At 43.6% G+C, this 26,508-nt stretch carries 22 protein-coding genes; 13 read left to right on the forward strand and 9 right to left on the reverse strand.

What is annotated here, in order from left to right:
- Positions 1 to 231: 231 nt before the first annotated feature.
- Entirely contained in the window at positions 232 to 2,007 is a 1,776-nt protein-coding gene (locus J8M00_RS12915; protein ID WP_211010695.1) for a two-component system response regulator, read from the reverse strand.
- A 244-nt stretch (positions 2,008 to 2,251) separates the two neighbouring features.
- Between J8M00_RS12915 and J8M00_RS12920 the strand changes: the two genes are divergently transcribed.
- The 8 genes from J8M00_RS12920 to J8M00_RS12955 all read left to right on the forward strand — a co-directional run bounded on the left by J8M00_RS12920 (position 2,252) and on the right by J8M00_RS12955 (position 8,778).
- Positions 2,252 to 2,875, forward strand: coding sequence for a LysE family translocator (locus J8M00_RS12920; protein ID WP_211010697.1), 624 nt, complete (start codon positions 2,252 to 2,254; stop codon positions 2,873 to 2,875).
- On the forward strand, positions 2,872 to 3,348 hold the full coding sequence (locus tag J8M00_RS12925) for a macro domain-containing protein (protein ID WP_211010699.1): 477 nt from the start codon (positions 2,872 to 2,874) through the stop codon (positions 3,346 to 3,348). Before J8M00_RS12920 ends, J8M00_RS12925 begins: the two co-directional genes overlap by 4 nt.
- Before the next feature lie 118 nt (positions 3,349 to 3,466).
- Entirely contained in the window at positions 3,467 to 4,132 is a 666-nt protein-coding gene (locus J8M00_RS12930) for a response regulator (RefSeq protein ID WP_211010701.1), read from the forward strand.
- A gap of 8 nt (positions 4,133 to 4,140) precedes the next feature.
- Positions 4,141 to 5,583 carry a two-component system sensor histidine kinase CreC gene (gene creC, locus J8M00_RS12935; protein WP_211010703.1) on the forward strand — a complete coding sequence of 481 codons (1,443 nt, stop codon included), beginning with the start codon at positions 4,141 to 4,143 and terminating at the stop codon, positions 5,581 to 5,583.
- A 71-nt stretch (positions 5,584 to 5,654) separates the two neighbouring features.
- Positions 5,655 to 7,007: a cell envelope integrity protein CreD gene (creD, locus tag J8M00_RS12940; RefSeq protein WP_211010705.1), complete on the forward strand. Its 1,353-nt coding sequence runs from the start codon at positions 5,655 to 5,657 to the stop codon at positions 7,005 to 7,007.
- Positions 7,008 to 7,114: 107 nt separating this feature from the next.
- Positions 7,115 to 7,750, forward strand: coding sequence for a LysE family translocator (locus J8M00_RS12945; RefSeq protein ID WP_211010709.1), 636 nt, complete (start codon positions 7,115 to 7,117; stop codon positions 7,748 to 7,750).
- 17 nt (positions 7,751 to 7,767) lie between these two features.
- The gene (locus tag J8M00_RS12950; protein WP_211010711.1) at positions 7,768 to 8,277 is read left to right on the forward strand and encodes a GNAT family N-acetyltransferase; all 510 of its coding nucleotides are present in this window, start codon (positions 7,768 to 7,770) and stop codon (positions 8,275 to 8,277) included.
- 48 nt (positions 8,278 to 8,325) lie between these two features.
- The gene (locus J8M00_RS12955) at positions 8,326 to 8,778 is read left to right on the forward strand and encodes a hypothetical protein (RefSeq protein ID WP_211010713.1); all 453 of its coding nucleotides are present in this window, start codon (positions 8,326 to 8,328) and stop codon (positions 8,776 to 8,778) included.
- Between the two features lie 25 nt (positions 8,779 to 8,803).
- On the opposite strand, the gene J8M00_RS12960 is transcribed toward J8M00_RS12955, so the two are convergent.
- On the reverse strand, positions 8,804 to 9,493 hold the full coding sequence (locus J8M00_RS12960) for a tRNA (adenine(22)-N(1))-methyltransferase (RefSeq protein WP_211010714.1): 690 nt from the start codon (positions 9,491 to 9,493) through the stop codon (positions 8,804 to 8,806).
- Complete coding sequence (locus tag J8M00_RS12965; protein ID WP_211010715.1) at positions 9,490 to 10,101, reverse strand: TetR/AcrR family transcriptional regulator; 612 nt, start codon at positions 10,099 to 10,101, stop codon at positions 9,490 to 9,492. Before J8M00_RS12965 ends, J8M00_RS12960 begins: the two co-directional genes overlap by 4 nt.
- 191 nt (positions 10,102 to 10,292) lie before the next feature.
- Here J8M00_RS12965 and J8M00_RS12970 point away from each other — a divergent pair, with 191 nt between their 5' ends.
- Genes J8M00_RS12970 through J8M00_RS12980 form a run of 3 tightly spaced genes read left to right on the forward strand, consistent with a single transcriptional unit; the run spans position 10,293 to position 12,202 of the window.
- The gene (locus tag J8M00_RS12970) at positions 10,293 to 11,333 is read left to right on the forward strand and encodes an MBL fold metallo-hydrolase (RefSeq protein WP_211010922.1); all 1,041 of its coding nucleotides are present in this window, start codon (positions 10,293 to 10,295) and stop codon (positions 11,331 to 11,333) included.
- A 60-nt stretch (positions 11,334 to 11,393) separates the two neighbouring features.
- Positions 11,394 to 11,756, forward strand: a complete 363-nt coding sequence (locus J8M00_RS12975; protein ID WP_211010716.1) for a nuclear transport factor 2 family protein — start codon at positions 11,394 to 11,396, stop codon at positions 11,754 to 11,756.
- 26 nt (positions 11,757 to 11,782) lie between these two features.
- Entirely contained in the window at positions 11,783 to 12,202 is a 420-nt protein-coding gene (locus tag J8M00_RS12980; protein WP_211010717.1) for a hypothetical protein, read from the forward strand.
- A 31-nt stretch (positions 12,203 to 12,233) separates the two neighbouring features.
- Here the strand turns inward: J8M00_RS12980 and J8M00_RS12985 are convergent, their stop codons facing one another.
- Positions 12,234 to 13,079, reverse strand: a complete 846-nt coding sequence (locus tag J8M00_RS12985) for an ADP-ribosylglycohydrolase family protein (RefSeq protein ID WP_211010718.1) — start codon at positions 13,077 to 13,079, stop codon at positions 12,234 to 12,236.
- Between the two features lie 549 nt (positions 13,080 to 13,628).
- Between J8M00_RS12985 and J8M00_RS12990 the strand changes: the two genes are divergently transcribed.
- Positions 13,629 to 14,558, forward strand: a complete 930-nt coding sequence (locus tag J8M00_RS12990) for a glycerophosphodiester phosphodiesterase family protein (protein ID WP_211010719.1) — start codon at positions 13,629 to 13,631, stop codon at positions 14,556 to 14,558.
- Positions 14,559 to 14,617: 59 nt separating this feature from the next.
- On the opposite strand, the gene J8M00_RS12995 is transcribed toward J8M00_RS12990, so the two are convergent.
- Positions 14,618 to 16,408 (reverse strand): sulfite reductase subunit alpha, encoded by a 1,791-nt coding sequence (locus J8M00_RS12995; RefSeq protein WP_211010721.1) that lies wholly within the window; start codon positions 16,406 to 16,408, stop codon positions 14,618 to 14,620.
- Positions 16,409 to 16,421: 13 nt separating this feature from the next.
- Positions 16,422 to 21,851 (reverse strand): glutamate synthase-related protein, encoded by a 5,430-nt coding sequence (locus J8M00_RS13000; protein ID WP_211010723.1) that lies wholly within the window; start codon positions 21,849 to 21,851, stop codon positions 16,422 to 16,424.
- Between the two features lie 550 nt (positions 21,852 to 22,401).
- On the opposite strand from J8M00_RS13000, the gene trpS reads away from it, so the two are divergent.
- Positions 22,402 to 23,400, forward strand: a complete 999-nt coding sequence (trpS, locus tag J8M00_RS13005; RefSeq protein WP_211010725.1) for a tryptophan--tRNA ligase — start codon at positions 22,402 to 22,404, stop codon at positions 23,398 to 23,400.
- A 76-nt stretch (positions 23,401 to 23,476) separates the two neighbouring features.
- Here the strand turns inward: trpS and vioE are convergent, their stop codons facing one another.
- From vioE to J8M00_RS13020, 3 genes are read right to left on the reverse strand one after another with little or no spacing between them, the layout of a single operon-like run.
- On the reverse strand, positions 23,477 to 24,079 hold the full coding sequence (gene vioE, locus J8M00_RS13010) for a violacein biosynthesis enzyme VioE (protein WP_211010727.1): 603 nt from the start codon (positions 24,077 to 24,079) through the stop codon (positions 23,477 to 23,479).
- Position 24,080: 1 nt separating this feature from the next.
- Complete coding sequence (locus J8M00_RS13015) at positions 24,081 to 25,217, reverse strand: tryptophan hydroxylase (RefSeq protein ID WP_211010729.1); 1,137 nt, start codon at positions 25,215 to 25,217, stop codon at positions 24,081 to 24,083.
- The gene (locus J8M00_RS13020; protein ID WP_211010731.1) at positions 25,217 to 26,506 is read right to left on the reverse strand and encodes an FAD-dependent oxidoreductase; all 1,290 of its coding nucleotides are present in this window, start codon (positions 26,504 to 26,506) and stop codon (positions 25,217 to 25,219) included. The genes J8M00_RS13015 and J8M00_RS13020 overlap by 1 nt, the downstream gene beginning before the upstream one ends.
- Positions 26,507 to 26,508 lie beyond the last annotated feature (2 nt).

Consider the following 26,508-nt stretch of genomic DNA (forward strand, 5'->3'; position numbering starts at 1 on the left):
CCAAAGCTATCTAATTACTCTATTTGCTATGCAATGTGTGACGTATAGGTATGTGGGGTAAGTTGTGTTGTAATCACAGTATAGCTTTGCGCCATCAATTAAAACGTTGTTGCCTTAAAATGAATTAGGCACTTCCTTTTCCGTATTGTCTAATAGGTCAAGTTAATGCGAAAACGCCTTAACTCCCCATCTCTTTGTGAGGAATAGCAGGCGCTTTTGAGGCTAACCGTGTTATTTCTTTGTACCTTGACTCAAAGGTGAGTTGCTATTCACAACCGATAAATGGTTTGTGTTATTTTCATCTTCAAGTAACTGTTTTATTTTGTGCTCACTCATGGGTTGGTAATACAAGAAACCCTGTAATAAATTAATGTTCAAATCTGCGCAGGTTATTGATTGTGGACTTGTTTCAACACCCTCAGCGACAATATCAAAATCTAATTTAGTGAGCATGTAAGTCAGCCCTTTAAGCATGTCGTGACTAGTTGAGTCTGGCTGCGAGATACTTTGAATTATCGAACGGTCTATTTTGACAATTTTGATGGGGGATTTGAGCAAATATGGCAGAGACGAAAAACCGGTACCAAAGTCGTCCAGTGCTAGCCCAATTCCCTGCTCAGAGAGACTGGCTAGGGTTTCATTGATCATTGATGAATTTTGCAATAGTGCTTCTTCGGTTAACTCGAGGATCAGTCGATCCGGTGGTATTTTAAATCTAGTAAGCGCTTCTATTACCATATAAGCAAAGCCACTTTTGCTCAACTGGCCTGGTGAAACATTGATTGCGAGCTTAAATTGGTACTGTTGGTTTTGCAGCATAGCGGCGAAATGTTTAAATGCTGATTCTAAAACCCATTGACCAATTGACTGGAGCAAATCGGCTTCTTCGGCAATTGGTATAAACTCGGCAGGTAGTTGAGTCGTTGTTGCAATAGGCCAGCGGATCAAGGCTTCTAGAATCACGATTTTTTCGGACTCTCTGTCGATAATAGGCTGGTATTTTATATCAAACTCTTTATTGTTGACCGCTTGACGCAGCTCAGCTTCAACTTTGTATTTAAGTAAAAAGGGCGCTTGAATATTATCTTGAAAAATCTCGATCTGCTCACCAGATTTGCGCTTTGCTCGGTACATTGCGATATCAGCTAGTTTCATCAAATCTTGACTGTGTTCTGCATTGTAAGGCGCGATGGCAATGCCAATACTGCCGCTGCAATGCAGCGCATGACCTGAGATTTCAAAAGGCGTATCAAGGGTAGCGAGTATGCGCCTAGCGATGACTTGTGCTTGCGATATTGATGATAGCTCACCACAAGCAAATGCAAACTCATCCCCACCTAGTCGGGCGAGTAACTCATTTTCACGCAATACTTCTTTTATCCTGCCAGAAATAGCGCCTAGCAATCTATCACCAGTATGATGGCCAAAATTGTCGTTGATATGTTTAAATTTATTGAGGTCTAACATCATTACAGCAGTTAATTCGTTCTGGCGGCGAGCTCGGGAGCAGAGCAGACGATTCAACATTTCTTCAAAGTGGAAGCGATTATGCAAACCAGTCAATGAATCCCTCTCAGCCAGCTCTTTGATATGTATATAACTTTCATGTAACTGCTGCTCTAGTTCATGGCGCTTTCGAGCTTGTAATATGGAGCGTGCTAACTGAGAACCAGTGATTTCTTGCTTGAGCAAAAAGTCTTGGGCGCCTGCATTAATACAATCCAATGCAAGTTGTTGATCATAGATATTACAGGTCATCACGATTGCAGTATGTTTTAGGTAGCAATTGCCTCTTAACTCGATGATCGCTTCTACACCGTTAACCAGCGGCATATTGAAATCAAGTAAGATGACGTCAACTTGAATCTCTTGAATGAGTTGATACGCTTCGATAAGGCTACTGGCCTCGACAATATCATAATGTTGCTGCTCGCCAGAAAGTGTTTTTATCACCGTTTTTCTATCAATTGCATCATCGTCAACGACAAGTAACTTTGTGTAGGTCATATGGTCCTATTCCTTGCATATTCAGCATCGAGACAACAAATGTTGTTTCTGGGTTATTCCACTTTAACTCTAGACCAAACCCTTTGAAGTGAAAGTGTTGAAAGAAAATAGCGCCTATAAATTGATCCTGCCAATCACGATAGCGTGAATAAGGTGTGTCTTTTTATATACATTGATTGAAAAAATATGCTTGTATAGTGATATTGACTTGATTAGAACAATGCCGCATGAGGAAATACTGAAAATGGAGTATTTGATTGCCGTAACCCTATTTGCAATTTCCACCTCGATCACTCCGGGGCCAAACAACATTATGGTGATGACCAGTGCCTTAAACTTTGGTATTAAAAAAACCTTACCCTTACTGTCGGGAATTTGTGTTGGATTTAGTTTGATGTTGCTGGTGGTGGGACTGGGCTTTGGGCAAGTATTTAACTGGTTTCCGGATTTGCATTTAGTGATTAAGTGCGCGGGTGTCACCTATTTGCTGTATCTCGCTTGGCTAATTGCTCGCTCAGGCGGAGCAACTATGGAATCACAAGCACAAACGCCACTTACGTTTATTAACGGAGCTTTATTTCAATGGGTGAATGCCAAGGCATGGGTTGTAGCAACTGGCGCAATTGCCGCTTTTACCTCTATAGGTGAAGGCTATTACGGTCAAAATATGACAATTGCATTGATATTTTTGATTGCTGCATTTCCCTGTGTTGGTATTTGGCTATTGTGTGGGTCTGTTCTACAACGTGTATTAAAGCAGCAAAAATCCAGAGTATATTTTAATTATTTTATGGCTGCTCTTTTGGTTTTATCTGTAATACCTGTGATGTTTGAAGTGTATACACAGCTCGGCGAGAAGGGATTATGAGCGTCAAAGTAACCGTAGTACACGGGGATATTTTAGAGCAAGATGTTGAAGCGATCGTCAATAGTTGGAATCGCAATATCATTCCTTGGTGGTTACTTTTACCACAAGGGGTCTCTGGGGCAATCAAACGAAAAGCAGGCACTAACCCTTTTAAAGAGGTGGCGAAATATGGTGCTATTCCACTTGGGGAGGCGCGTTTTACATCTGCGGGTGAATTAAATTTCAAAGGGATCATTCATGTTGCGGGGATTAATTTGTGTTGGTTTGCCACCGAATATTCTATAAGCCAGTCAGTAAAAAATGCACTAAACCTAGCTCAGCAACACGGGTTTAAGGAAATCGCTATGCCGCTAATTGGCGCCGGTTCTGGCAACAGATCGGCGGACTGGTGTTTTCAGTGCATCATGAAAACACTCAAAGACATTGACAGTCCTGTAGCTGTTAGAGTCGTTAAGTATGTGTCGACACGGTGACGTTTTCTCTTTGTAAGCTACCGTTTTTTATATACTTTTATAGAAGAATATCTCGTGCTGCCCTATACTAAGCGGCTTAAAAACGATCATATGCTGTCAAGCAAGTCTAGGGGGTGCTTTGAATATAGTCATTATTGAAGATGAGCCGGCAATCGCGGATACATTAACACACGTGTTGGAGCAAGATGGCTTTGAGGTGAAGTGGTTCAATACCGCAGGTGCAGGAATTGAGTATTTACGTTCAGCACATGCCGATCTTTTGGTACTGGACGTTGGCTTGCCTGATGGTAATGGCTTTGACCTTTGTAAGCAGATCCGTGCGTTTTCAACGCTGCCAATTATTTTTTTGACGGCACGGTCAGACGAAATTGATCGCGTTGTTGGGTTGGAAATAGGCGCTGATGACTATGTCACTAAACCATTCAGTCCAAGAGAGATGTTAGCGCGAATCAAATTAAGACTAAACCCTAGACCGCAAACACTATTGCATGCCAAAGATAAACCTACATCCGGCTTAACAGAAGAAAATTACGACTATCATAAAAATGGTGTCGCATTAGGTCTGACTGCATTGGAGTTTCGCTTGCTCTATGCGCTGATCGCCGCATCGCCACGTGTCCTTAGCCGGCAACAGCTGATGGATTTTGCTGATATGCCGATTGAAGAAGCTTATGAGCGAAACATTGATTCGCATATCAAATCCATTCGCAATAAGCTGAAATCTGTGCAAATGAGTGATAACTTAAAGACCAAGCGTGGTTTTGGTTATTACTTTGAAGATTAGGAAGTACGATGCAGCGCTGGCCTAAAATTCCACTCGGACTGAGATTATTTTTGCTCTACTTCGTCATTGTGATTATGACGACCTATTTTGTCAGCTCAACACTGCTCAAGGAAATCAAACCAACAGTGCGTCAAACCACAGAAGAAACGCTCGTTGATATGGCAAATTTACTAGCGGTATTGGTGGCCGATGACTTAGCCAATGACACCTTACAAAGTAGTAAAATTGCCCACTTAATTCAGCAGTTTGGCAATCGCAGTGTCGATGCGGCGATCTGGGGGGTCGACAAGAAATCCATGACTCACCGAATTTATGTCACTGATATGTCGGGTATTGTGGTTGCAGATTCTTGGCAACAGGACGTAGGGCGTGATTTTTCGCGCTGGAATGACGTGTACCTTACGTTAAGGGGCCAATACGGCGCTCGTTCCACTGCGACAGATCCAAATGATCCACTGTCAACGGTCATGCATGTGGCTGCGCCAGTCATATATCAAGGTCAAACCATAGGGAGTTTAACGGTTGCCAAAGCGAACCGCTCTGTACAGCCATTTATTGATCTGTCAAAACAGCGAGTGATTAATTGGCTCGCCGTCATGAGTGTGCTGGTGTTATTGGTTGGGGCCGTGATTGCATGGCGCATTAACTCAGCATTGAAGAAACTCTCTGTATACGCTTATAAAATGGGGCGGGGTGAGAAGGCGGCAAAGCCAGTTTTCAGGGTATTTTATGAATATGGAAAGCTCAGTGACGCACTGGCGGATATGCGAAATCAACTCGACGGTAAAAATTACGTTGAGTCATATGTTGAAACACTGACCCACGAATTGAAAAGCCCGCTCTCAGGGATAAAAGGGGCAAGTGAGCTATTACAGATGCCGCTAGAAGAGGCTAAACGACAGCGATTCGCGACAAATATTGAGCGCGAGTCTGAACGCATGCAGTCTTTGATTGACAAACTATTAGTGCTGGCAAAACTAGAAAAACAGCCTGAACTTGAACAAACAAGTGATATTAATAGCGCCGATTTAGTGCACTATGTTGCAGATACGCTGAACATCAAGATGGAACAAAAAGCGGTTAAATATCAATTTGACGATACACATAGCATTGCTATTGTCGGCGATATCTTTTTACTGCGCCAAGCTTTACTTAATCTGTTTGATAATGCATTGGATTTTGTTACTCATGGCGGGGAGCTTGAGGTACACATAGTGCAACGAGATGAACATTGTTGTTTCGTTATTTTTAATGAAGGGCCGCCAATCCCAGATTATGCGCTTGCTCGCCTCACCGAACGTTTTTATTCATTGCCCAGAGCCAACGGCAATAAAAGCACAGGGCTTGGACTTAACTTTGTTGATCAAGTGGCCAAGCTACACTTTGGTTACTTGCAAATTCGCAACCGCGATAGGGGAGTCGAAGTGACGTTGGCAGTGAAAACTCCATAAAGTCTCCACATTAACTCCACATGTAAGCCAAATAAAATTATTAGACTGTTGGTAAACCTGAGGAGTTAATCATGAATAATCAAAACAAAGAAAAAATGGGTGTAAAATTTGCGACCTTAATCGGGATTATTATCTTTCTGATGATACCGTTAATGCTTATCAAAGATTTGATTGATGAGCGCAGTCAAATGCAGCAGCAGGTCCAGCGTGAGATAGCTAAAAGCAGTAGCGATGAGCAACGTTTAATCGGTCCATTTTTATATATCGAATTTGAGCGAGAAGTAGAGCAGAAAAATGAAACCAAGGTGATTAAGGACAAAGCCTTTGTATTACCTGAAACGCTTAAAGTACACAGCAAATTAGATACACTTGAGAAATATCGAAGTATTTACAAAGCGACCTTGTATCGCTCCATCAATACTATTTCAGGTGAGTTTTCGATTGCTCATCTACACGCACTGCGAGCAGAGCAAGTGACAGGTGCAAGCTTGGTATTTGGTATCAAGGACATTAGAGGTATCGGGTTAGATTCAATATTAAAGGTGTCTGGTCAAGAGGCCGAGATGTTACCCGGGACACTTTTGAACAGCATCCAAGAGGGGGTACATGCGCCAATTTCAGTGTCGCAATTGGCGAACGAGACTTTAACCTTTTCAGCGGATCTGCATTTACAAGGGATGACAAGGCTTTCTGTGTCGCCGCTTGGCAGTGAAACGCATTTGAGTATGTCCGCCAATTGGCCTCACCCAAGTTTTGAAGGTGAATATTTGCCTTTGCGCTCTGATATCAGTGACGAGTCATTTACAGCACGCTGGCAGGCGAGTTATTTCTCAACCAATATGCAAAGCATTTTTACTAATTGTGTCATGCGCAGTCAATGTCAGATGCTATACAACAGAACTATGGGTGTTGCGTTAGTCGATCCGGTCGACCACTATTTGAAAAGTCATCGAGCAATTAATTATGCTTTACTGGTTATTTTGTTGGTAATGGCAAGCTTTTTCCTGCTCGAACTGGTGCGTTCAGAGCCAATCCATCCAGTGCAATATGGCTTTGTTGGACTAGCGTTGGCAATCTTTTATCTACTACTAATCTCATTAAGTGAGCATCTTGGGTTTGGATTTGCTTATCTAATTTCCACGTTAAGTGCAACTGGTTTACTTGGTTGGTATGTCACAGGGATACTCAAAAGTATCAAACTGGGGCTCTACTTCAGTGCTGGCCTGATCATGTTGTATAGCTTGCTCTATAGCATGTTAGGCGCAGAAGACTATGCACTTCTGATGGGCAGTTTAATGTGTTTTATGGTGCTTTCTTTGGTAATGATTTTAACGCGCAAAGTGAATTGGTATGGCCATGCTCGTAGTCAGCAAAGTGCCACAGAAGCCACTGCAAATATTAAAAACCAGTCCCCTGCGACTTAGCGAGGATCAGGGCCAATAAAATCAATAATTAAAGGTGATTTATTTAGATAGACAATGTGTGGCAAAATTGTTGGTTTTTTGCAGCAATAATGATGGAGATTGTATAAATGCTAGAGCTTTCGATTTTACCACTGTTTGCCATGACGTGCTTACTTCTTGCGATTTCACCGGGACCTGATTTGGTATTGATTTCTGCTTACTCTTCTGGACAAGGTGTATTAGCTGGGGTGAGGATATCACTGGGAATTTTTATTGCGGGCCTGTTGCAAACGTTGGGCGTTGCTTTGGGCTTAGGGCAGTTAATGCAACAGTTTCCACCACTAATAATGATGGTAAAGTTACTCGGTGCCTTATATTTAGCTTGGCTTGGTGTGAATATGCTAAAAACATGGTGGATAAATAAAACGCAACCTGAAAAGTCAGTTAAAGCCACACCGCTGTCTTCTCAAAACCTTCTTATCAAAGGGTTTTTAAATAATTTAATGAACCCTAAAGCCATTTTGTTTTTTAGCGTGTTTTTAGTTCAATTTACAAATGATACGCAGCCGATGGTATCTCAAATCATCACCTTAGGTATATTACTATGCACTATCGTTTTGCTAGTTAACTTTGCTTTTTCTATTATTTTCAGCAAAGTAGCGAGCGCTTTTGCTGGCAAATTTAAATTAGCGCAACACTTTGACGGTATTCTTGGCACGTTATTTCTAGCACTAGCAGCGAGATTAGCGCTTTCAAAAGAATAATAATTTGGATTACATAAATGACAACAATAACAACATTAGAAACAGAGCGACTGAAATTAATCGCGCCCACAACGGATTGCCTAAACGCGTATTTACAGTTTTATACCGACGCAGACGCATCAAAAATGTATGGTGGCCCCATCGAACCGGCGCAAGTACTGGCAAGGCTTAAAGCCGATTTAGGTTGTTGGTATTTGTATGGTTTCGGCGTGTGGGTCGTGCAGGAAAAAGCAACGGGAAAGTATATTGGTACATGTGGCTTTTGGCGTGGTTACAACTGGCCAACGGAACTGACATGGTGGTTGCTACCCGAAGGTCGTGGCAAAGGCTATGCTATTGAAGCGTCTGAAGCTGCTATAAAACATGCATATGACGAGCTGAATTTTGAACATGTGCAAACCTATATGAATGACGATAATGCCCCCGCTCGCGCTTTAGTAGAGCGTTTGGGTGGTGTTAAAACTGATAGAATGTGTTTCCCTGACGGCTTATATCGGGATATTTATACGATAAACGCCCCTCAATAACAAACACCTGCTAAATCATTTTACAGATGTATAAGGTGGCCGAGTAATGTGTGGTCATCTTTTATATCTGTCGGCCTCGATATGAGCGTGTTCAATTGTACTGGAAGCATGATGATACTCGTTATTTTATGCCTGACCCCCATATTGCTATATTGGCTCAATGCGAGCGTACTAAAGCGTAAATACCGCCCAGTTTGGCTATCCGCGATCGCTACGTTTGTATGCTATGCCTCTTTACTGATAAACGTTTCCTATGTAGATCATCAATTAGAGAAAGAGCTTAAGGCTTTTGACCTCAATAATGACGGTTTTTTTTCGGAGACCGAGAGAACACCAGAGCAACAAAAAGCGATGCAACGAGTAGTATCAGATACGGGGCGCAATTTTGCGCCAATTACTGGCGCGTGGTTTTCTCTAGGCTACTTTTTGATACTGTGGTCAGTTACACTCATATGTTCATGGATAAAGCGGCAATATGTTAGGCAAGTGCATCGTACTTGAACGTTCCATAAGGCGATGTAAAGGACTACTTAGCTATTAGCTCAACATTTTCATAGGCCGCAACAATGGCAGATACATCGCCACCACCTTGGTCTATACGCTTATAGTGGGCAATGGTTTTACTAAGATATTCTGACGCCACAGCACGGGCTTGCTCGTCACGGTAATACCAAATCTTTTCACCAACAGGCGAGATGTCGTCAAATGCTGTTTGGTTAGTTTCTTTATTTGACAATTTTAGCAGCTCGTAATGACGGTTGTTCTCTTTGACCAGCACTTCGTCGATTAAATGTAGTTTTAGAGCACTGAGATCTTGCCTCAATGCATATAAATGATGCACAGGGCAGAGCACAAACTCGATATCTGCATTCGGGTTATCGATCAATATTTTTTTCACAAATGCACTACATAGATCGCCGCCAACACCTGCAATAATCACTAAGTGTTTGCCTTGCTTCTCACTTAGTGGCAACTTGGCGACGTCCAAACAGTGGGTTTGCCACTGGTCACTTTTGTGTGGATAGAATTGCTGTAGTTTCACTTCAAGGTCTTGTATTAAGTGGGGCACAATGTCGACAAAGTGAATCTTGGCATTGAGGTCTTTATTGAGCAGGTCGGCACCAAGTAGACCGTGATCGCAGCAGCAATCCCATATATGGGTGTAGCGGTCTTCAATCAATGCACTTATTTGAGCAAGTCGTTTACCTAGCTTCATTTTAACTTATCACCTTTGACTTGGTAGCGAGCTAGAAATGTATCCACCGTCTCTTCAATGATTTTATCTTCAGTAATATGGGCGTCCATCTCAAAACCATATAGACGTGGGTAGAATATGAATGATTTAAGTTGAAAGACAAACTGTTTGGTCGCAAATGTAATATCGTCTATTTCAAGCTGCTCAGCTGCGATTGCATGATCTATGAAAGTTTCAAAATAACGCATACAACCGACTTTGGTGTTGTTCAAATGTGCAGCCATATCTGGGTTTTGCAGTAACTCTAAAAACGCAACCCGGGCAATACGTAAAAAGGGCGCTGAAGTCAGCATTTTTGCTTCGGAGCGCGCAATTTCTATAAGCTGTTGGCGCATACTTTTGTCACTTGTATAGATCAACTCCTGCTCTTGTGTCACTTGGTCGAGCATGTTTTCGATCACGGCGTAAAGTAGCGCTTCTTTACTATCAAAATGATTGTAAACCGTACGTTTTGATACTTCGGCAGTTTGTGCCACCAAATCCATACTGGTTTGTTGTGCTCCATGTTCAGCGAATAAAAGCTCTGCTGCTTGAATGATTTGCAGACGTTTTTTTTCGGACAGCTTCATTGTTAACTCCTCATTTTGACGAGGCTAGTGTAGCTGAATTTAAAAAAAGTTGCACTGCATAGTTTACTTTTTATATTGGATGTGAAAAACTGCACCGTGTAGTTTACTTTTGGTGATGGCAAATGAAAGCTAGATATAAAATCTCCCTTTTTGCAGCAGTATTATTTGGATTAACGGTTGGAGGATGCACTATGGTTTCAAACTTAGATGCACAAGTGAATGAAGCGGGTTATTACTCAACACAGTTTAAAGCGGGTAAATTTCATAATAGCAATGAAACTGAACAGCCCAACATGAGAAAAACCCTAGGCATTTTCTGGCGTTATATTACTGAAACCAAGCAGTCGCCAGTGCCGAGTAAGCCTTTACCTATGGTACAGCAAAGCACATCTATGCTGACTCAGTTGTCAGATACGCAGATCCATATGATAAAACTGGGTCATTCATCGGTATTACTGAAAGTGTACGGCAAGTACTGGCTGCTTGATCCGGTATTTTCAAAGCGTGCTTCGCCTTTCAGTTTTGCAGGTCCTGAACGTTTTCAAGACACGCCTATTTCCCTTGAAGACTTGCCGCCCATTGAACGTATTCTGATCTCTCATAACCACTACGATCATTTGGACAAAGACAGTGTATTGGCGCTCATAGATAAAACTAAAGAGATCTTTGTACCACTTGGCGTTGAAGGTGACCTAAAACAATGGGGTGTTGATGACACTAAGATCAAGGCATTTGACTGGTGGCAAGAGCACACGGACAACAATAGCCTAGTATCATTTGTACCAACTCAACACTTCTCCGGTAGAGGATTGGGAGATAGTAACAAAACATTGTGGGGGTCATGGGTAATTAAGGCTGGCGATCAAAGTATCTATTTCAGTGGCGACTCCGGTTATTTTGATGGATTTAAAGAAATTGGTCGTCGCTATGGGCCATTCAATTATACCTTCATTGAAACTGGTGCATATGACAAAGATTGGGCAGATATCCACATGACCCCAGAGCAGAGCGTGCAGGCGCATCTCGACTTAAATGGTGAGGTCATGTTCCCTATTCACAATGGAACATTCGATTTGGCTTTCCACTCATGGTACGACCCGCTTGAGCGTGTGAGCAAAGCGGCTGAGCATGAGCAGGTGACAATAAACACGCCGATTGTAGGGGAAGTGATCACGGCCGGCACGCCTCATAACAATGCCTTTTGGTGGAAATCTCTGATGTCGAAAGGTTAACAGCCGCGTCTTGTTTGTATAGTATACCGGTCCAAAGCAATCTTGTTTTGGACCAGACCTATGTATACAGAAATAGAACAAACCACCATTAATATTGTCGACCGACAGCTTGAAGCCTATAACAATCAAGATATCGACGCATTTGCTGCAACTTATAGTGAAGACGTAGAAATTTACCAATCTCAAACTTTGGTCTTTAAAGGGAAGCAAGCGCTCATTGAACGTTATGGCAAAAAGTTTTCAAGCCTTAGTTACTTAAATGCTTCTTCTTTGACGCGTATTGTTCAGGGGCACTTTTTAATCGATCATGAGCTGGCTCAATCGTCAACTCTACCCAGTAAAGAGATTGATCATAGCGTTAAAGTGGTTGCTGCATACGAAGTAAAAGATGGCCTTATCTGTAAAGTCACTTTTATGGGCTAATATTTAGATCATTCGCAGCATTTACAGTGTTGTTGATATTGATTATTATTATCAATATCAACGACCAAATTACCTTCAGGATGAATTATCAACAGCTAATTGCTAAAGACGCTTTTGAAAAAGCGTATCAAAACGCAAGTGCGGAATTTGCAGTAAAGGCAATGATCCTTAAACATAACCCTGCCAATATTGATAACTTGGCCGCATACATAGATGCTGGGCGCAAATTTGTAGAAGTATGTCTAAAAGGCGGTGATCCGTTACATGTTACTCATTTAAAAATGTGGATCAGGCGTAATTTGGTATTAAATTATGGCCGGGGGGCTGCTAATTTGTCTTTTCAAAATATGTGTCTAGCTGAGCTTATTTATTTAGATAAACAACTCAAAACGGTATTTGCCTATTATGGCAATAATATCACCCCCTTGTTGCCGCAAGTGAGGTGATATTAAACACAAGTAAGTTTAAATATGGGTGTTATGAAAGGCTGTTTACTGCACGCTTTAATTGTGAGGACAGCTGAATTAAGTAGTCACGACCATACTGCTTGTTTTCAAGCTCTGCAAATAAAAAGGCAGGCAAATCATTAACGTAGTCTTCACTTAAGCTTGCAATACCCAGCGCACATGCTGCGACCGTATCAACATCACCACCAAATGCGACCGATTGAGTGAGTATTTCAGCGTAACTGCGTGCGTTAATTAAAACAGTGAGTAAGGCGTTTACGGTTTCATGACCGCAACAAGCGACCTCTTTACTCCAGTTAACATCCCACTCAATATCGGTATGAGATTGTACAAAATTAGCGACTTGCTGTTTGGGTCCTAGTTGATAGTAAAAGTAATGACTAGCTAGCGCGACAGCTTGAGAAGAATTAATACCGATGGGTGTGTTGTGAGTCACACAAGCCTGTAGCTTTGCCTTGTTGAGAACATCGTCAATGTTGGGAAACAACCCTATTGGGACTGAGCGCATTGCCGCGCCGTTTGCTGTGCTATTGGGCTTTATTTTTGCCAAAAATTCATCCGCTGATTCAATTGATTCCAAAAAGGCATAAAACCCTTTTGAATACCCAAGTCGCTTGTCCCGTTTAAAACACTCAACAAACTTTCGTGTAATACTTTCCTTAGTCCATGATTCAGAGCTTACTATGAGTTCTGCTAACGCAATCGACATTTGTGTGTCGTCTGTATAATGGCCTGGTGCAATACCTAAACCGTGTTCATGGTAGGCTGTCAGGTTATTAAAGTTTGTAACTTTTTCTTTGCTAGCAAACTCAAAGCCTGCACCGTAAGCGTCACCGATAGCGATTTCTAGTAACATGTAACTTCCTCTAATTGTTCCATCAGTAAATTAGTTTTCTACCTTTGTCATTGCTGAGCTGGCCGTTTAGCTTTTTAAATAAGTAAAAAGTGAAGGTTTGATTTTCTGTATTATATCCTGAGTTGTAGGTCATAAAGGTTAGGAGCTAGTACTTAACAGCGATACTCAAAACGTGACCCATTCGACTAACGACACTCTATTTAATAATTCAGGGTGTAACTTCATGCATTGGAGATTTGCTGTGCACTTACTTTATCCATCATTGTTATGATTTTAGGCGGCATGAGCAAACCAAAAGGCCTATCAACAGGCTATAAACAACGCTTTTTTATCATAAATACGCTTGACTACATAACGACGGATACCGTTCAGAGTGGCTTTGTATTTTTTATGGGTATTTTTATCATTGCTATGGATAAAAATAAAGCACCTTCCGTTGCGATCAGGCTCCACTGTATCATTTGTGCCCAGGTAAGGGGTTTGATAATTCCTTCAGTAAGACATTTTTGTTAAAATAGCGCGCTTAAGAGCTTATTTTTGAGGAGTTTCATGAAACACTGGGCTGTACGTATATCCGTCTTAATAGTTATCATATTGGTCGCTAGGCAACCTGACCTTGAACTGGATCATCAAGGAAAAACCATTTCGTATAAAGGATTAGTACAACCTACGGATTATTCAGGTGTAACAAATGAAACTTGCACAGCACGTCGACTTTCCTCTGTTGAACACCCTTATATTGAAAATACCATACCTGCGATAGACAAAGCATTTGAGCTAGGTGCAGACACGGTACACCTAAACATTCATGCTACAACAGACAAGCAGTTGGCTGTGTTTCATGATTGGACGTTAGATTGCAGAACCAATGGCGAAGGTGTGACCTCTAAGCAAACAATGGCGCACCTCAAAACACTGGATGCCGGGTATGGCTACCGTGTTGGTGAAGAGGAGACCTACCCATTGAGAGGTAAAGGGCTCGGGCTTATCCCTTCCCTTGCGGAAGTACTAGAGCAGTTTCCTGAAAAGTCATTTCTACTCAACCTAAAAACAGCTGGGCCAGACGCCGTTGAAGTGCTTACGAATCATTTGGAAAAGCTTTCTGAAGCGCAGCGCAATCGTTTAAGCTTTATTGGTCTTCAAAGTGTATCTGAAGGGATCATAGAAAAATTCCCAAACCAAAAGACGTACTCAAAAGAAGTGGGTAAGCGCTGTTTGGTGAAATATATCTTTATTGGTTGGTCTCGTTATTATCCAAAATCTTGTGCCAACACAACACTGGTGTTACCTGAGCAATTTGGTCGCATATTGTGGGGGTGGCCGGATCAATTTGCTGCGCGCGCCCAGCAAAATGGCAGCGAAGTATACTTGTATCAAACCAAGCAACCTTACGCCAAAGAGAGCGATTATAGGGAGCAAGGGATCGGTTTGTTTACCGCAGATATGTATGGCTTAGCTGAGGCGGCAAAAAGCCAATAGGCAGGTCGAGTGACATTGATATAATAGCGAAGAGGCTGCAACTTGCAGCCTCTTTTTCATTAATACACGTCTCTGACATAACGCTTTTGTTTTTTCAGGCTCGCCACGTAGGCTTGGGCTTGTTCAGCATCTAATCCGCCATGTTCAGCTACCACATCATGGAGGGCTTTGTCGACATCTTTGGCCATTCTAAATGCATCTCCACAGACGTAGAAGTACGCACCGCGTTCGAGCCATGAAAATAGTTCTGCGCCTTGTTCTTGCATCTTGTCTTGAACATAGATTTTCTGTGTTTGGTCTCGGGAAAATGCTAAGTCTAGGCGGGTTAAAATCCCAGATTGTTGCATTGCCTCTAACTCTTCTTGGTACAAAAAGTCGCACGCCTTTTGTCTGTCGCCAAAAAACAACCAGTTGTCTCCAGTTGCCTGTGTTGCTGCGCGCTCTTCTAAAAAGCCTCTAAATGGCGCGATACCAGTGCCTGGACCGACCATGATAATGGGGGCTGACGCGTCCTCTGGGACGGAGAAGTGTTTATTGGGTGCGAAGTAGCACTTAACCTTGTCACCTGGTTTGCAAATGTCGGCCAAAAACGTTGAACAAACGCCATTATGTGTGCGGTTATCCTGAGTATAACGGACGCTTGCGATCGTTAAATGCACTTGGTTGTGATGTTTCTTAATACTCGAGGAGATGGAATAGGCTCTCGGAGCAAGGGGCTTAGCGAGACGTATAAAATCGCTGGCTGTAAAGGCAGTGGGCGCATATTTTGTTAATAGGTCAACGCAGTCTAGTCCCCAAAGAAAATCATTGAGACTCTGCGGGCCCTCTTCGAGCTTGCCAATAAATTCGGCATTGCCACTGCGTGCGGCTACCTCAGCGATAAACTCTTTACTAGGTATTCGGATCTCCAAATGTTCACTGAAGATGGTTTGCAATGCAAGAGTATGCCCATCATATTGCTCGTGTTGTTCTTTCCTTGCGCCGAGTATGCTGATCAACTCTTCGACTATATCTGGTCGATTGGATGGAATTAAATTAATGGCATCACCAGCGTCGTAGCTCTCGTTTGTATCGAGTAGTGAAAACTCGTAGTGACATGTTTCTTTGCCAGAGCCCGGTTTATTCAATATATACGTACTGATTAGCTCTGCTTCAAACGGGTTATCTCGATTGAATTTGGATTTTGCCTTTTTTGTTGCCGCAGGGGCTGCACTGGGCACGACATCACTATGTCCATTACTGCCTTTTTGCGCGATGGTTGGCAGTGTCTCTGCGATCCATTCCTGTGCTGGAGATTCAAAGGCAACATCGCAATCGACCCGCTCAGCAATCCGTGTGGCCCCCAATGCTTCTAAGCGTTCATCCCATTGAATGCCCGCTAGACAAAAATCGTCGTAGTTGGTATCGCCAAGCGCTAGTACAGAGTAATAAGTATTGTCGAAACGCGGTGCGTTTGCGCTCGAAATATCGTCCCACAGAGCTTGGGCATTGTCAGGCATTTCTCCTTCACCATAGGTACTGGTGACGACCAGCAATCGTTCGGCTTGGCTTAACTGTGTAAGGTCAGCGTCATCCATGTCAATAACAAGCGGAGACAGTCCATGGTTTTTAGCAATCTCTGCTGCTTCTTCTGCAACGCCTTCGGCATTGCCTGTTTGCGAACCATAAATAATGGTTAGCGGCTTGATCTGCTGTTGGGGGGCGCTGGTGGTCGAAACATGCTCTTCCTTAACCAATAAACGCGTGTGTAGTCCAGCTAAAAAGCCGCCTAGCCACTGCCGTTGATCGTCATTAAACGGAATATCTTGTGGTAAAAACGGGACTTTTTTGTTGCTTTTTAATTGTTCCATAAGGTTCTCCTTCTTACGCAGCGGTTTTAACGGCTTCAGACAGTACATAGCAATAGTGTGTAGCGAGCAGTTCATCGACACTACGGTACTTGAGCAGTGCTTTTTGCACGGCTCTGTCTCTGTGTATGATCCACACGCTCGTACCTAACGCATGTGAGTCACAGACTTCTCTGAGCGAGAGCGCATCTTTGTAATCTTGAACGCGTTTTAAAGCCAACAGGCAGCTAAGAGCCTGATCGTCATAACTAGCCAAGGCTTCTTTTGCATCTTTGGCAAGTGCATCAATTAGTTTGTGATCTAAGGTTTCAAATAAGTACTTTGCGGTGATCTCCGTGTAACCTTGTGTATGTTGTTTTTGCGCCAACTGCTCCGCTCTGTGAAGCACTCCCGCACTAGTTATGTAGTTGTAAACTAATTCAGTATCACAATCGCCATAGTCCGGAAGCTTGCCAGAAAACAGGCATGCTGCGTCATTGTGATACTTGTGATATGCAAGCTGGATAGCTTTGACAGACTTATCTGCCCAGCCGAGCGACAGCTCTTCGAGCATTGTCCGCCTATTTAATGACAGGAGAATCTGTTCTGCGCAGTGGTACTGGTAAAGTGCGTTTGGAATAAGCACGTAAAAATGTTGCTTAGCGGATGGCCAGTTATCTAAAAGTACCTGCACGCGTGGTGAGCCAGTAGCTTTGAGGTGTTCACGCAAATGTTGCAACAGCGCCAGTTCCTGTCCGCGGCTTAGTTCATTGTCGGTAGACAAGCACAGCGTCGACACTGAGTCTTGCGAGCACAATTCACTAATTTGTCCCGATGGATCATATTGATACGCGGTTCCGCCACTCATGCCATTGCCAAACCCTTTACCATAAGCGCCTAGGTTGACGATAGCGCCATTGGTCATATATTCACAGCAAAAGTCGCCAACGCCTTCTACGACAGCGACAGCGCCGGAGTTTCTCACTCCAAATCGGTCACCTGCCTGACCGCAAACATAGAGCTGTCCGCCAGTTGCTCCAAATAGTGCGAAGTTTCCAATTAGGACATTTTCATCGATATTTTTACCACTGCTGGTAATGGTGATATGACCGCCACTGGCACCTTTACTAACCCCATCGTTACACGTTCCAATATGGCGAAGTGACATGCCTGAGTTATTGAAGGCCCCGTAACTTTGACCAGCAGAGCCTGAGGTGTGCAAGTTAACACTATGCGGTTTGAGTACAATACGGCCATTTTCAAGACGCATGATGGCGGGGTGGGCGTTGATATCTTTATCTGACAGTTGGTAATTTAAAATGCGCTCAATGTCGATAGCTAATTGACCTGCAACGGTTTTATTGCAGTTATTGAGTTTGATTGACTCACTGTCAAAACACACTTTATTTGCTGTTACAAACTCGCTTTGTAACTGTTTTAGCCATTTGTTATCAATGTCAAAATTGGCTTCCAAATAGACTGGCGAGTCGAATTTTATCTCTTCGGCAGGCTTTAACATTGCAGTCATATCTAACTTGCCAACCATGGCAGGGTGGGAGACAAGATGCAGTAAATCTGAGCGTCCTCGCACTTCAGATAAAGAGTGATAGCCTATACTGGCTAAGATCTCTCGTACTTCGTGTGCTACATTCATAAAATACTGTGCAAGTGCTCTTGGATCGCCTCGGTATACTTCTGGGTTAGTGGTGAGTCCAGCAGGGCACTTTAAATTACAGTTTTTAGCCATAACGCACTTGAGCATCATAAGTGCAGTGGTGCCAAATTCGAATGAATCTCCGCCTAACATAGCGGATTTAACTACATCGCTACCCGTTTGATGCGCATTGGAACAGCGCAGTGTGATTTTATCTCTGAGGCCGTTTTCGCTGAGTGCTTGATGTACTTCAGCAATGCCAATGTCTGCTGCTCGGCCAGTGTGTTTCAAGCTCGTTACTTGTGCCGCGCCTGTACCGCCAGTGTTTCCAGCGACATTGATGACATCAGCCCCAGCTTTGGCAACGCCAACGGCAATCGTACCGATACCCTCTGAAGAAACCAGTTTAACAATAACTCTGACTCGTGCCGCTTTGGCATCGTGGATCAGCTGGCCCAAATCCTCTATTGAGTATGTATCATGGTGTGGCGGTGGAGAAACCAACTCAACACCCGGTGTGCCACCACGTGCCGCGGCTATCACGACATTGACTTTGGGCGCAGGAAGCTGACCACCTTCACCTGGTTTTGCACCTTGGCCAATTTTGATTTCGATTTCTTGAAGTGCCGGGTCGGCTAAATAGCCGGTCCAAACGCCAAAGCGCCCAGAAGCAAATTGCTTTATTTTACTGGCTTTGACCGTATTGTAACGGCGGGAGTTTTCTCCGCCTTCTCCTGAGTTACTCATCGCACCTGCGATGTTGGTGCCCTGTGCTACGGCTTCATGGGCTTTTTCAACGAGTGCTCCGTGACTCATAGCGCCAGAAGCGAAAGAGGCAGTGATTTCGTGGGCGGGTTGTACTTTGGCCAGAGACACAGGCGCCACCCCTGTACAAAGTTTTCCGCACAGTTTATCTAGCGTAGAGTTGGTTCGTGTGACTATTAGGATCTTATCATTGGCTGGTAGCACCTCATACACTTCAGTTTTGAATAACTGGTTTAATGCCTCTGCGAGGTGCAAATTGGTTTTTGGGTTTTTTGCACTGTGGCTAAGCAGCCATTTATGTTGAGCGATCGGCTCTACGCTTAAACCTCTAATATTGACTTTATAGGAACCTGAGATCTCTATCAGTTTTAGAGCATCAACAAAGGCCTGTGTGCTATCAAGATGCGTAAAATCAAGCGGTAGAGAAAGCACATCTCGCAGTGCAGCTGGACGATGATGTCGTTCAACAAGTAGGTTGTGACTAAAATCTCGATAAGCTTGTGTGATTTCAAATTGGGCTATTTGCGCGGGGGTTCTGGCTTTGTAGCCAAGATCTTTATAGCCGTCATCTTCGGGTAAAATAACGCCAGTATCAGTGGACTCGAGCTGTGACTCATCAATATATTGAATTTTTTCCTCGGTCATATTGATGTATTCACGTACGGCAGTTGTGCCAAAACTGTGGCCAGCCCCTTGGGCTCGCTCCTTAAACAAGCCGAGCACAGGAATTTGATCTTCGGCTTGAACCTCAAATACTTTTTTGTGCCATGTAATGGCACTATCAGCCAGATCTTTAAAACGAGCTCCGCCAACTGGCGAGTGAATATTTGGAAAAATAGCTTTGAGCAGTGGGTCGTGTGTGTCGATGAAGTTGGCTTCAAAAAACTCTCCACCAATGTAGCTCTCGACAGTGCACAAACCAAATTTACCCATTGTTTTCATCAGTGCTTTTTCAGCCGCTTTTTGGTATCTGGCAAGCGCATCAAAAACCATATCTTCGTCTTTAAATAGCTCGATCGCACGATTGTAAACGGTGATAGGGCAGACTGCTGATGCGCCAAACCCTAATAGACAGGCAATGTCATGTGTGCTCGCGGCTTGTCCGGTGTGACAAATTAAACTGGTGTTGAAGCGCAGACCTTCGGCAATCAACTTTTGATTGATAGTAGCAACGGCAAGTAGCGCGGGAATAGCTGCTTGTTGGTGCGTAACCTTGTGATCGCTCAGTACAATGATATCGCAACCTTCACAGGCTAGCTGCTGTGCTCGACAGGCCAGAGTTTTTAGTGCATCAAGTAGTTGCTGTTGATGGTCTGTATAACTTGTATCAACATTGAAGAGCATCGGTAGTGTTTCGACTTTGAGTGCAGTCTGCGCCTTAATTTTGGCTAAATCATGGGGTTTTAATAGTGGAGAATTAAGCACTATTTGACGATGGCTAGTCGAGCTAATATTGGGTTTTGCCCCCAGAGCAACACGCAGCGTCATACCGTCAACTTCGCGTATGCTATCTAACGGTGGGTTAGTCACTTGGGCGAAACGCTGACTAAAATAGCGAGAAACGCCACCTTCCTCTCGGGTCAAAACATTGGGCGCAAGGCCATAGCCCATTGCCGATATTTTCTCTGAGCCATCTTGCAGCATAGGATCTAGCATAAACTTAAAGCTTTCTTGGTTCATACTATAAGCGACATGTTGCGCAGTAATGTTTAAATGGGTGTTTTGCGTTATATCACTGTGCGTTACATCGGGTAATTCAGCGAGCGTGAGCCTTGCTTCATCTAACAAGGTCGCATAGTCATGCTCTGAGGCGAGCTCTTCTAGAATTTGAGCAGTGAATTTAATCTCTTTGTGCTGATGGTCAAATACAATCATACCGCCAGCTTCAATCCTTCCTCTGCGAATAATTTCCTCAGCGGGAAAGTCTATCTGACCTGCTTCACTCATCACGGCCAAATAGTCATGAGTTTCGACACTACGTAAAGGTCGCAGGCCAAGTCTGTCGAGTCTTGCGCCTACCTTTACGCCATCGCCAAAAATAAAGGCGGCTGGGCCATCATTTTTCTCTTCGTAAAGCGAGAAATACTCTAGCATCGCACGCACAGGCTCGGACAAGCTGTCATCGTTTTCCCAAGCTGGCGGCATCATCGCAAGAGCGGCGACATCAATAGGCATATCATCTTCAATGACACGCCGAGCAAGGGTTTGATCTAGCCGCGCGGAGTCTGATTGTCCGGCCGGAAAGATAAGCCGTTTGTTTTTATACTTCGCAATGGCGTTTTCACTGAGCCGGTTCTTACGGTCGGTGTTTAATTCTCCATTGTGTGCCATACGTCTAAATGGTTGGGCAAACATGGGATTAGGGGCCGTATTAGTTGAAAACCGGGTGTGAAAAAACAGTGTATGTATCTGTTGGTCAGGATCATTGAGATCTTTGAAATAGGGGACCACTTCCCAGCTGTTCAATCGGCCTTTTAAAACCTGCGTTCTGGAACTCATGGACAGTGGATATAAACCCCGAAGCTTTTGTGTGGTAAACGCGTGTAGCTCAATTTCTTCAAGCGCTTGATGAATAAGAGATTCAAAAACTGCCTGACTGTGGATATGAGCGGGGCGCAAAAAAATGAGCTGTTTTATGGTTAGTTGTGCCAGCTGGCTTGCGCTATTTAGCACTGCGGCATCGGTTGCAACATCGCGGGTTGTCAGCACGTCTAGCTCATATTGCCGCAGTACTGTATTTATCAAAGACAATGCATCTTCTCGATTGGCATTGTCATTTGGCAGGAAAAAGTTAGCAACACCAAACTCACCCAGCTCAAGAGTAGGTTGTTTGGTCACTTTTCTAAAAAATGTGAGAGATAAATCAATATTTACACCAGCGCCATCGCCAATTCCTTCGGCATTCATTCCACCTCTATGTGGGATCATACAAAGTGCCTGATGTGCGTGTTGGATAAGTTGGTGTGTTTTTAAGCTCTGCTTGTGAGTAATAAAGCCGACACCACAACTAGACTTATCGAGGTCTTTATCAAATAAATATCGTTTCATAGTGTACCCAATTCAGTAAAACGGGTGTGCTCATCCTAGTATTTGCCTTTGAAAACGAGCTACACATTTTTTAAGCAGGCTTTCCAAGCTACTTCTTTGTGAATTTATATGCAAATGATAAATATTTGTATTCTCTTTGATCTGGTTTTTACGCCAATTCTTGCGGTGTGAAAACTAAATGGTGTTAATTTATGTTATTGATTTTTAGTTGTTTTACCTAGTTTTGGATAGCAGTTGATGGCTTGTTGAATATTTTTCACGCCAGTGAATTTATATTGTGTTCATCAGCTTTCGACATGAGGTTTTTTGTTGTTCGAGGTCGTATTGCAATGCCTGTTTATTTAACAAAAAATGATCTTGCTGTATACACAGCCCTGTGTTAGCTTAAATCTGTTATGAATACTTTTATCTTTGAAACACTTATCAAATTTTCTTGGTGGCGCTCTTAATAGAGCGGCGCTTGAATACGTGTGTTCAACTGCTGCCGAAAGGTAAGGGTTGAATCAAAAACACTGTCTCTTTCGGTAGCCAACTAAACAAGGAGACAGCTATGACACATACCATTCTTACCGGTGACAGACCAACCGGCCCATTGCACCTAGGACATTTTGTCGGCTCACTGCAACATCGAGTTGCGCTGCAAGAACAACACAATCAAACGATTTTGATTGCTGACATGCAAGGGCTGACGGACAATGGTCATAACCCGAAAAAAGTTGCTGACAATATTTTTAATGTGATGGCTGACTATTTAGCAGTGGGTATTTGCCCTACTAAAACCACCATTTGCTTGCAATCAGCGCTACCCGCTTTGGCGGAGCTTGCGATGTATTACGCAAACCTAGTGAGTGTATCGCGGCTTGAACGCAACCCGACAGTGAAGGCTGAAATTGCCAGCAAGGATTTTGGCGCATCAATCCCCGCGGGTTTTCTAAATTATCCGATCAGTCAAGCGGCAGATATAACTGCTTTTGACGCGACCTTGGTGCCAGTAGGTGAAGACCAACTTCCGATGATAGAACTTACCAACGAAATTGCTCGAAAACTCAATAATATTGCCGGACAGCAAGTATTGGTGGAGGCAAAACCATTGCTAAGCAAGGTGTCTCGGTTACCTGGCGTGGATGGAAAAGCAAAAATGTCTAAGTCATTGGGTAATGTCATCACCTTTGGCAGCACAGATGACGAAATAGTTAAAGCGGTGCGCGCGATGTACACTGACCCAAATCATCTGCGTGTCCAAGATCCTGGGCAGGTTGAAGGCAATGTGGTGTTTACTTACCTAGATGCATTTCATGAAGACAAGCAGTACATCGAGTCACTGAAAGCGCATTATCGACGCGGCGGGCTTGGTGACAGCAAACTAAAAGGCATATTGGTGGATTGTTTAATTAATTTAATCTCGCCCATTCGAGAGAGAAGAGCGCACTATTTAGCGGATCAACATCAGTTGAAAGCCTTGCTTAAAGCCGGCACTGAGCAAGCTGATCAAAAGTCACAGCAAGTATTAGGTAGAGTGAAAAGCGCATTTGGCTTAAGTGTTTTTTGAAAGGAGTATTATGTGACCGACCACGGTTTAAATAAACGGTGGTCGGCACGCCTCATTCCCAATGCGATTGGGTGTCTTACTCTGGTTGCTTTAATGGGGTCGGTTGAAAAATTTCTGGGTCAATTTCTCGAGTATTAAAATTGGGGAAATCTCGCACCGATGCCATTTTTTGTGGATCGCCTGTGACCATTCGCAAAAGTTGATTGGTATCCGCTTTGAAATAGTAAGTGGCTGGTCCTTTGCCGTTAGGTCGTTCAAAGTGCCAAATATCAGCTTCAATGCCCATCACCTCACATGTGCCTATCAACTCGGCGTTGCATTGCTCAAGCACATCTTGCATTAAGATCAACTCGTGACAAGGGTCAACCTCATCGTTCAATATTTGCTCTTGAAACGAGCTTTGCTGATCCATGTGCGCACGACTATAAGCGATTTTGGACTTAAAAGATTCATTGGTTGCCGGGTACATTATCTCCGACATCCATAATCTATGGCCGGTTTTTTCTTCAGACCAAGGGTTGAACAAACCATCTATTCGACAAACATTATTACTGTAATCAAACCAACAATAACCGGACGTGATATGGTCTTCCGGCTGCATTGGTTGCCAGTACGAAATGTAACTGCTATTCCACTGCGCAGGGAGCTTAGGGGGCTGCTTTTGTTTGTGCAGATCCATATTATTTGTCTCCGCGGGCAAGGGCTCTTTCAAGCGCTTGGCCTAAAGCTGCGGGTAATGGTGGAAGCTCGCCACGGCGCTCAGCAAAGCTCTGAGCGACTTCACCCGTAGACAAATGCATTCTGTCCTCGACCGTTTCAAACCACAGGCGGCTGATGGTGGCATGCTGGTCAAATAGGCGCATGATTGGCATAACGTGCTGGTTAAAGTCAGCCAATGCAGCTTCAACATTGTCGGGGTTATCGAAAACGGCTTTAACCAAGATTTGTGCGCCAACCACGGCCATGGTCGTACCGTGACCGATAGAGAAGTGGCCCGACTGCAATGCGTCACCGAGCAGAGCAACGTTACCGTCATATGCTTTCTCATGGCTAAGCGTCATAAAGTTACGCCATTTTAAGCCTTCTTGCGCCATAACCGGATTGCCGTCTAAGTCACTTTCAAAGACAGAAGCGATGAATTTCTCTGCTTCTTGCGGCGACATTTCATCAAGCCCCGATTTTTGATAGGTTTCTTCACTGCACTCGACGACGAATGTGCTCATCGTGCTTGAATATTTATAAGAGTGTGCGACAAAAATACCTTTTGAGTGCGACTTAAAGATCAAGTTCATGGCATCAAACGTTTTTGGCGTGCCGTACCACATGTAGCGGTTTTTACCGAATTCCACTTTGGGTTTAAGGGTGTCTCGGTAATAAGTCGTGGTGTGGTTGATGCCGTTTGAAACAACGACTAAATCGTATTCGTTGCACAATAGCTCTGCATCTTCTACGGCAGGCTGTTCATAATCTATGGTGATACCTAAGCTTTGACATAATTGCCTAAGTTCACGCACCATCGACTTTCGCTCGGCACCACATAAGGTAACGCCTGTACTTTTTAACGCACTTTGATTGTGATGCGTTAGTTTAAAGTCTTCTAAATACTGGGCGTCCAATATTTCATGGTTTTCTATATAAGACAGTGGGTTAGCTGGGTGATGCGGCGCTCTCCCTGGCAGAACTACACCCCAACCAACAACGTTTGCGTCAGGATGGTTTTTCTCAATGATGCGAATTTCCCACTCTGGCTTTAACTTTTTGGTTTCACTTGCAAACATCAAACCTGATGGACCGGCACCAACAACTAAAATCTTCATTAATTCATTCTCCCTATTTTGTACCAAACGTTTTGCTTTTCTTGCTTGTCTCTTAATTCACTGTAACGCATTGATGTGAAGTAAAGTTTTTCTGCCATATCTGGCGGGTAATGATCTGGAAATTTCTGATTCATATAGCGAGCAAATCGAGCGCGCATAAAAAAGATGGGGTCTGAGCAACTAAGGACTTCATAGTTGGCACGAGCCATATCTTGCATTGCATCGGCTTCAATTTTACGCTGAGCGGTGAATTCTTCGAGGATCTTTGCAAAGTCATCGCCATACTGATCAAATAAGGTATCTAACACATAGGCATCTTCAAGCGCCATATTCATCCCTTGACCTAAAAATGGTGCTGTCGCATGGGCTGAATCGCCAATTAGTAATGCGGTGTTTTTATAGTGGAAAGTAGATGACCGCACGTTGATTAAGTCATTGCTCGGCTTAATCATGAATTGCTCAAACATATCTTGACGAATATCTTCCGGGACCATTGGGTAGTATTTGTCGAAGAATGCTCGCATCGCTGTGCTGTCGTCGCTGTGCAAGCTCACTTGACCAGTATAAGGAAGGCAAACTGCAAAGCTGATACTACCGTCGGGGATTGTCGCAGCACGCCCTGCAAATTGTCCTGCTGAGTCCATACCAAAGAAATAGAGTAGGTCTTTGCGCAGTCCGACTTTAGATGCATCGGGTACAACCAGTGTTTTATAACCATGTTTGAAAAAAGATTGGTGGAACTCAAAACGTCTACAATGAGACTGCATCGCTTCTCTGACACACGAGCGCGCACCATCTGCACCGATAAGTAAATCACCTTTATGAGTGACAAAAGTGTCATTGCTGTCTTTTGTCATCACTGAGCAGTTATCTAAATTGACTTCGATACAGCGTTGATCATAGTGATAGTTCACACCAGCAAGCTCTGCATATTTGTTTAACAAAACTTGAAAAGCACTGCGACTAAGAGATAGCGGCTTGAGTTTATCAAGCGGTGGTAGTTCACGTGTTTTTGGCTCTCCTTTAACAAAAAATGACATGCCAGATACTTCTACACCGCATGCTTGAAGCTCTTCAAGCGGGATCCCTGCCGCAACCACAGCCTCTATGCCCCGCACCGTCATACTTACACCAATGGCGCGTGAGCTGACTTGATCAATGTAGTCTGCTTGGCTCAATAGAGGGTTTCCACGTTTCTCTATGATGTGTACATCGTATCCACGTCTTGCTAAGTATATGGCTGTCAGGCCACCGGCTAGACCGCCGCCAATGACAATTATTTTCTTCATGA

This window comes from Pseudoalteromonas luteoviolacea, from assembly GCF_018100925.1.
Taxonomy (GTDB): Bacteria; Pseudomonadota; Gammaproteobacteria; order Enterobacterales; family Alteromonadaceae; genus Pseudoalteromonas; species Pseudoalteromonas obscura.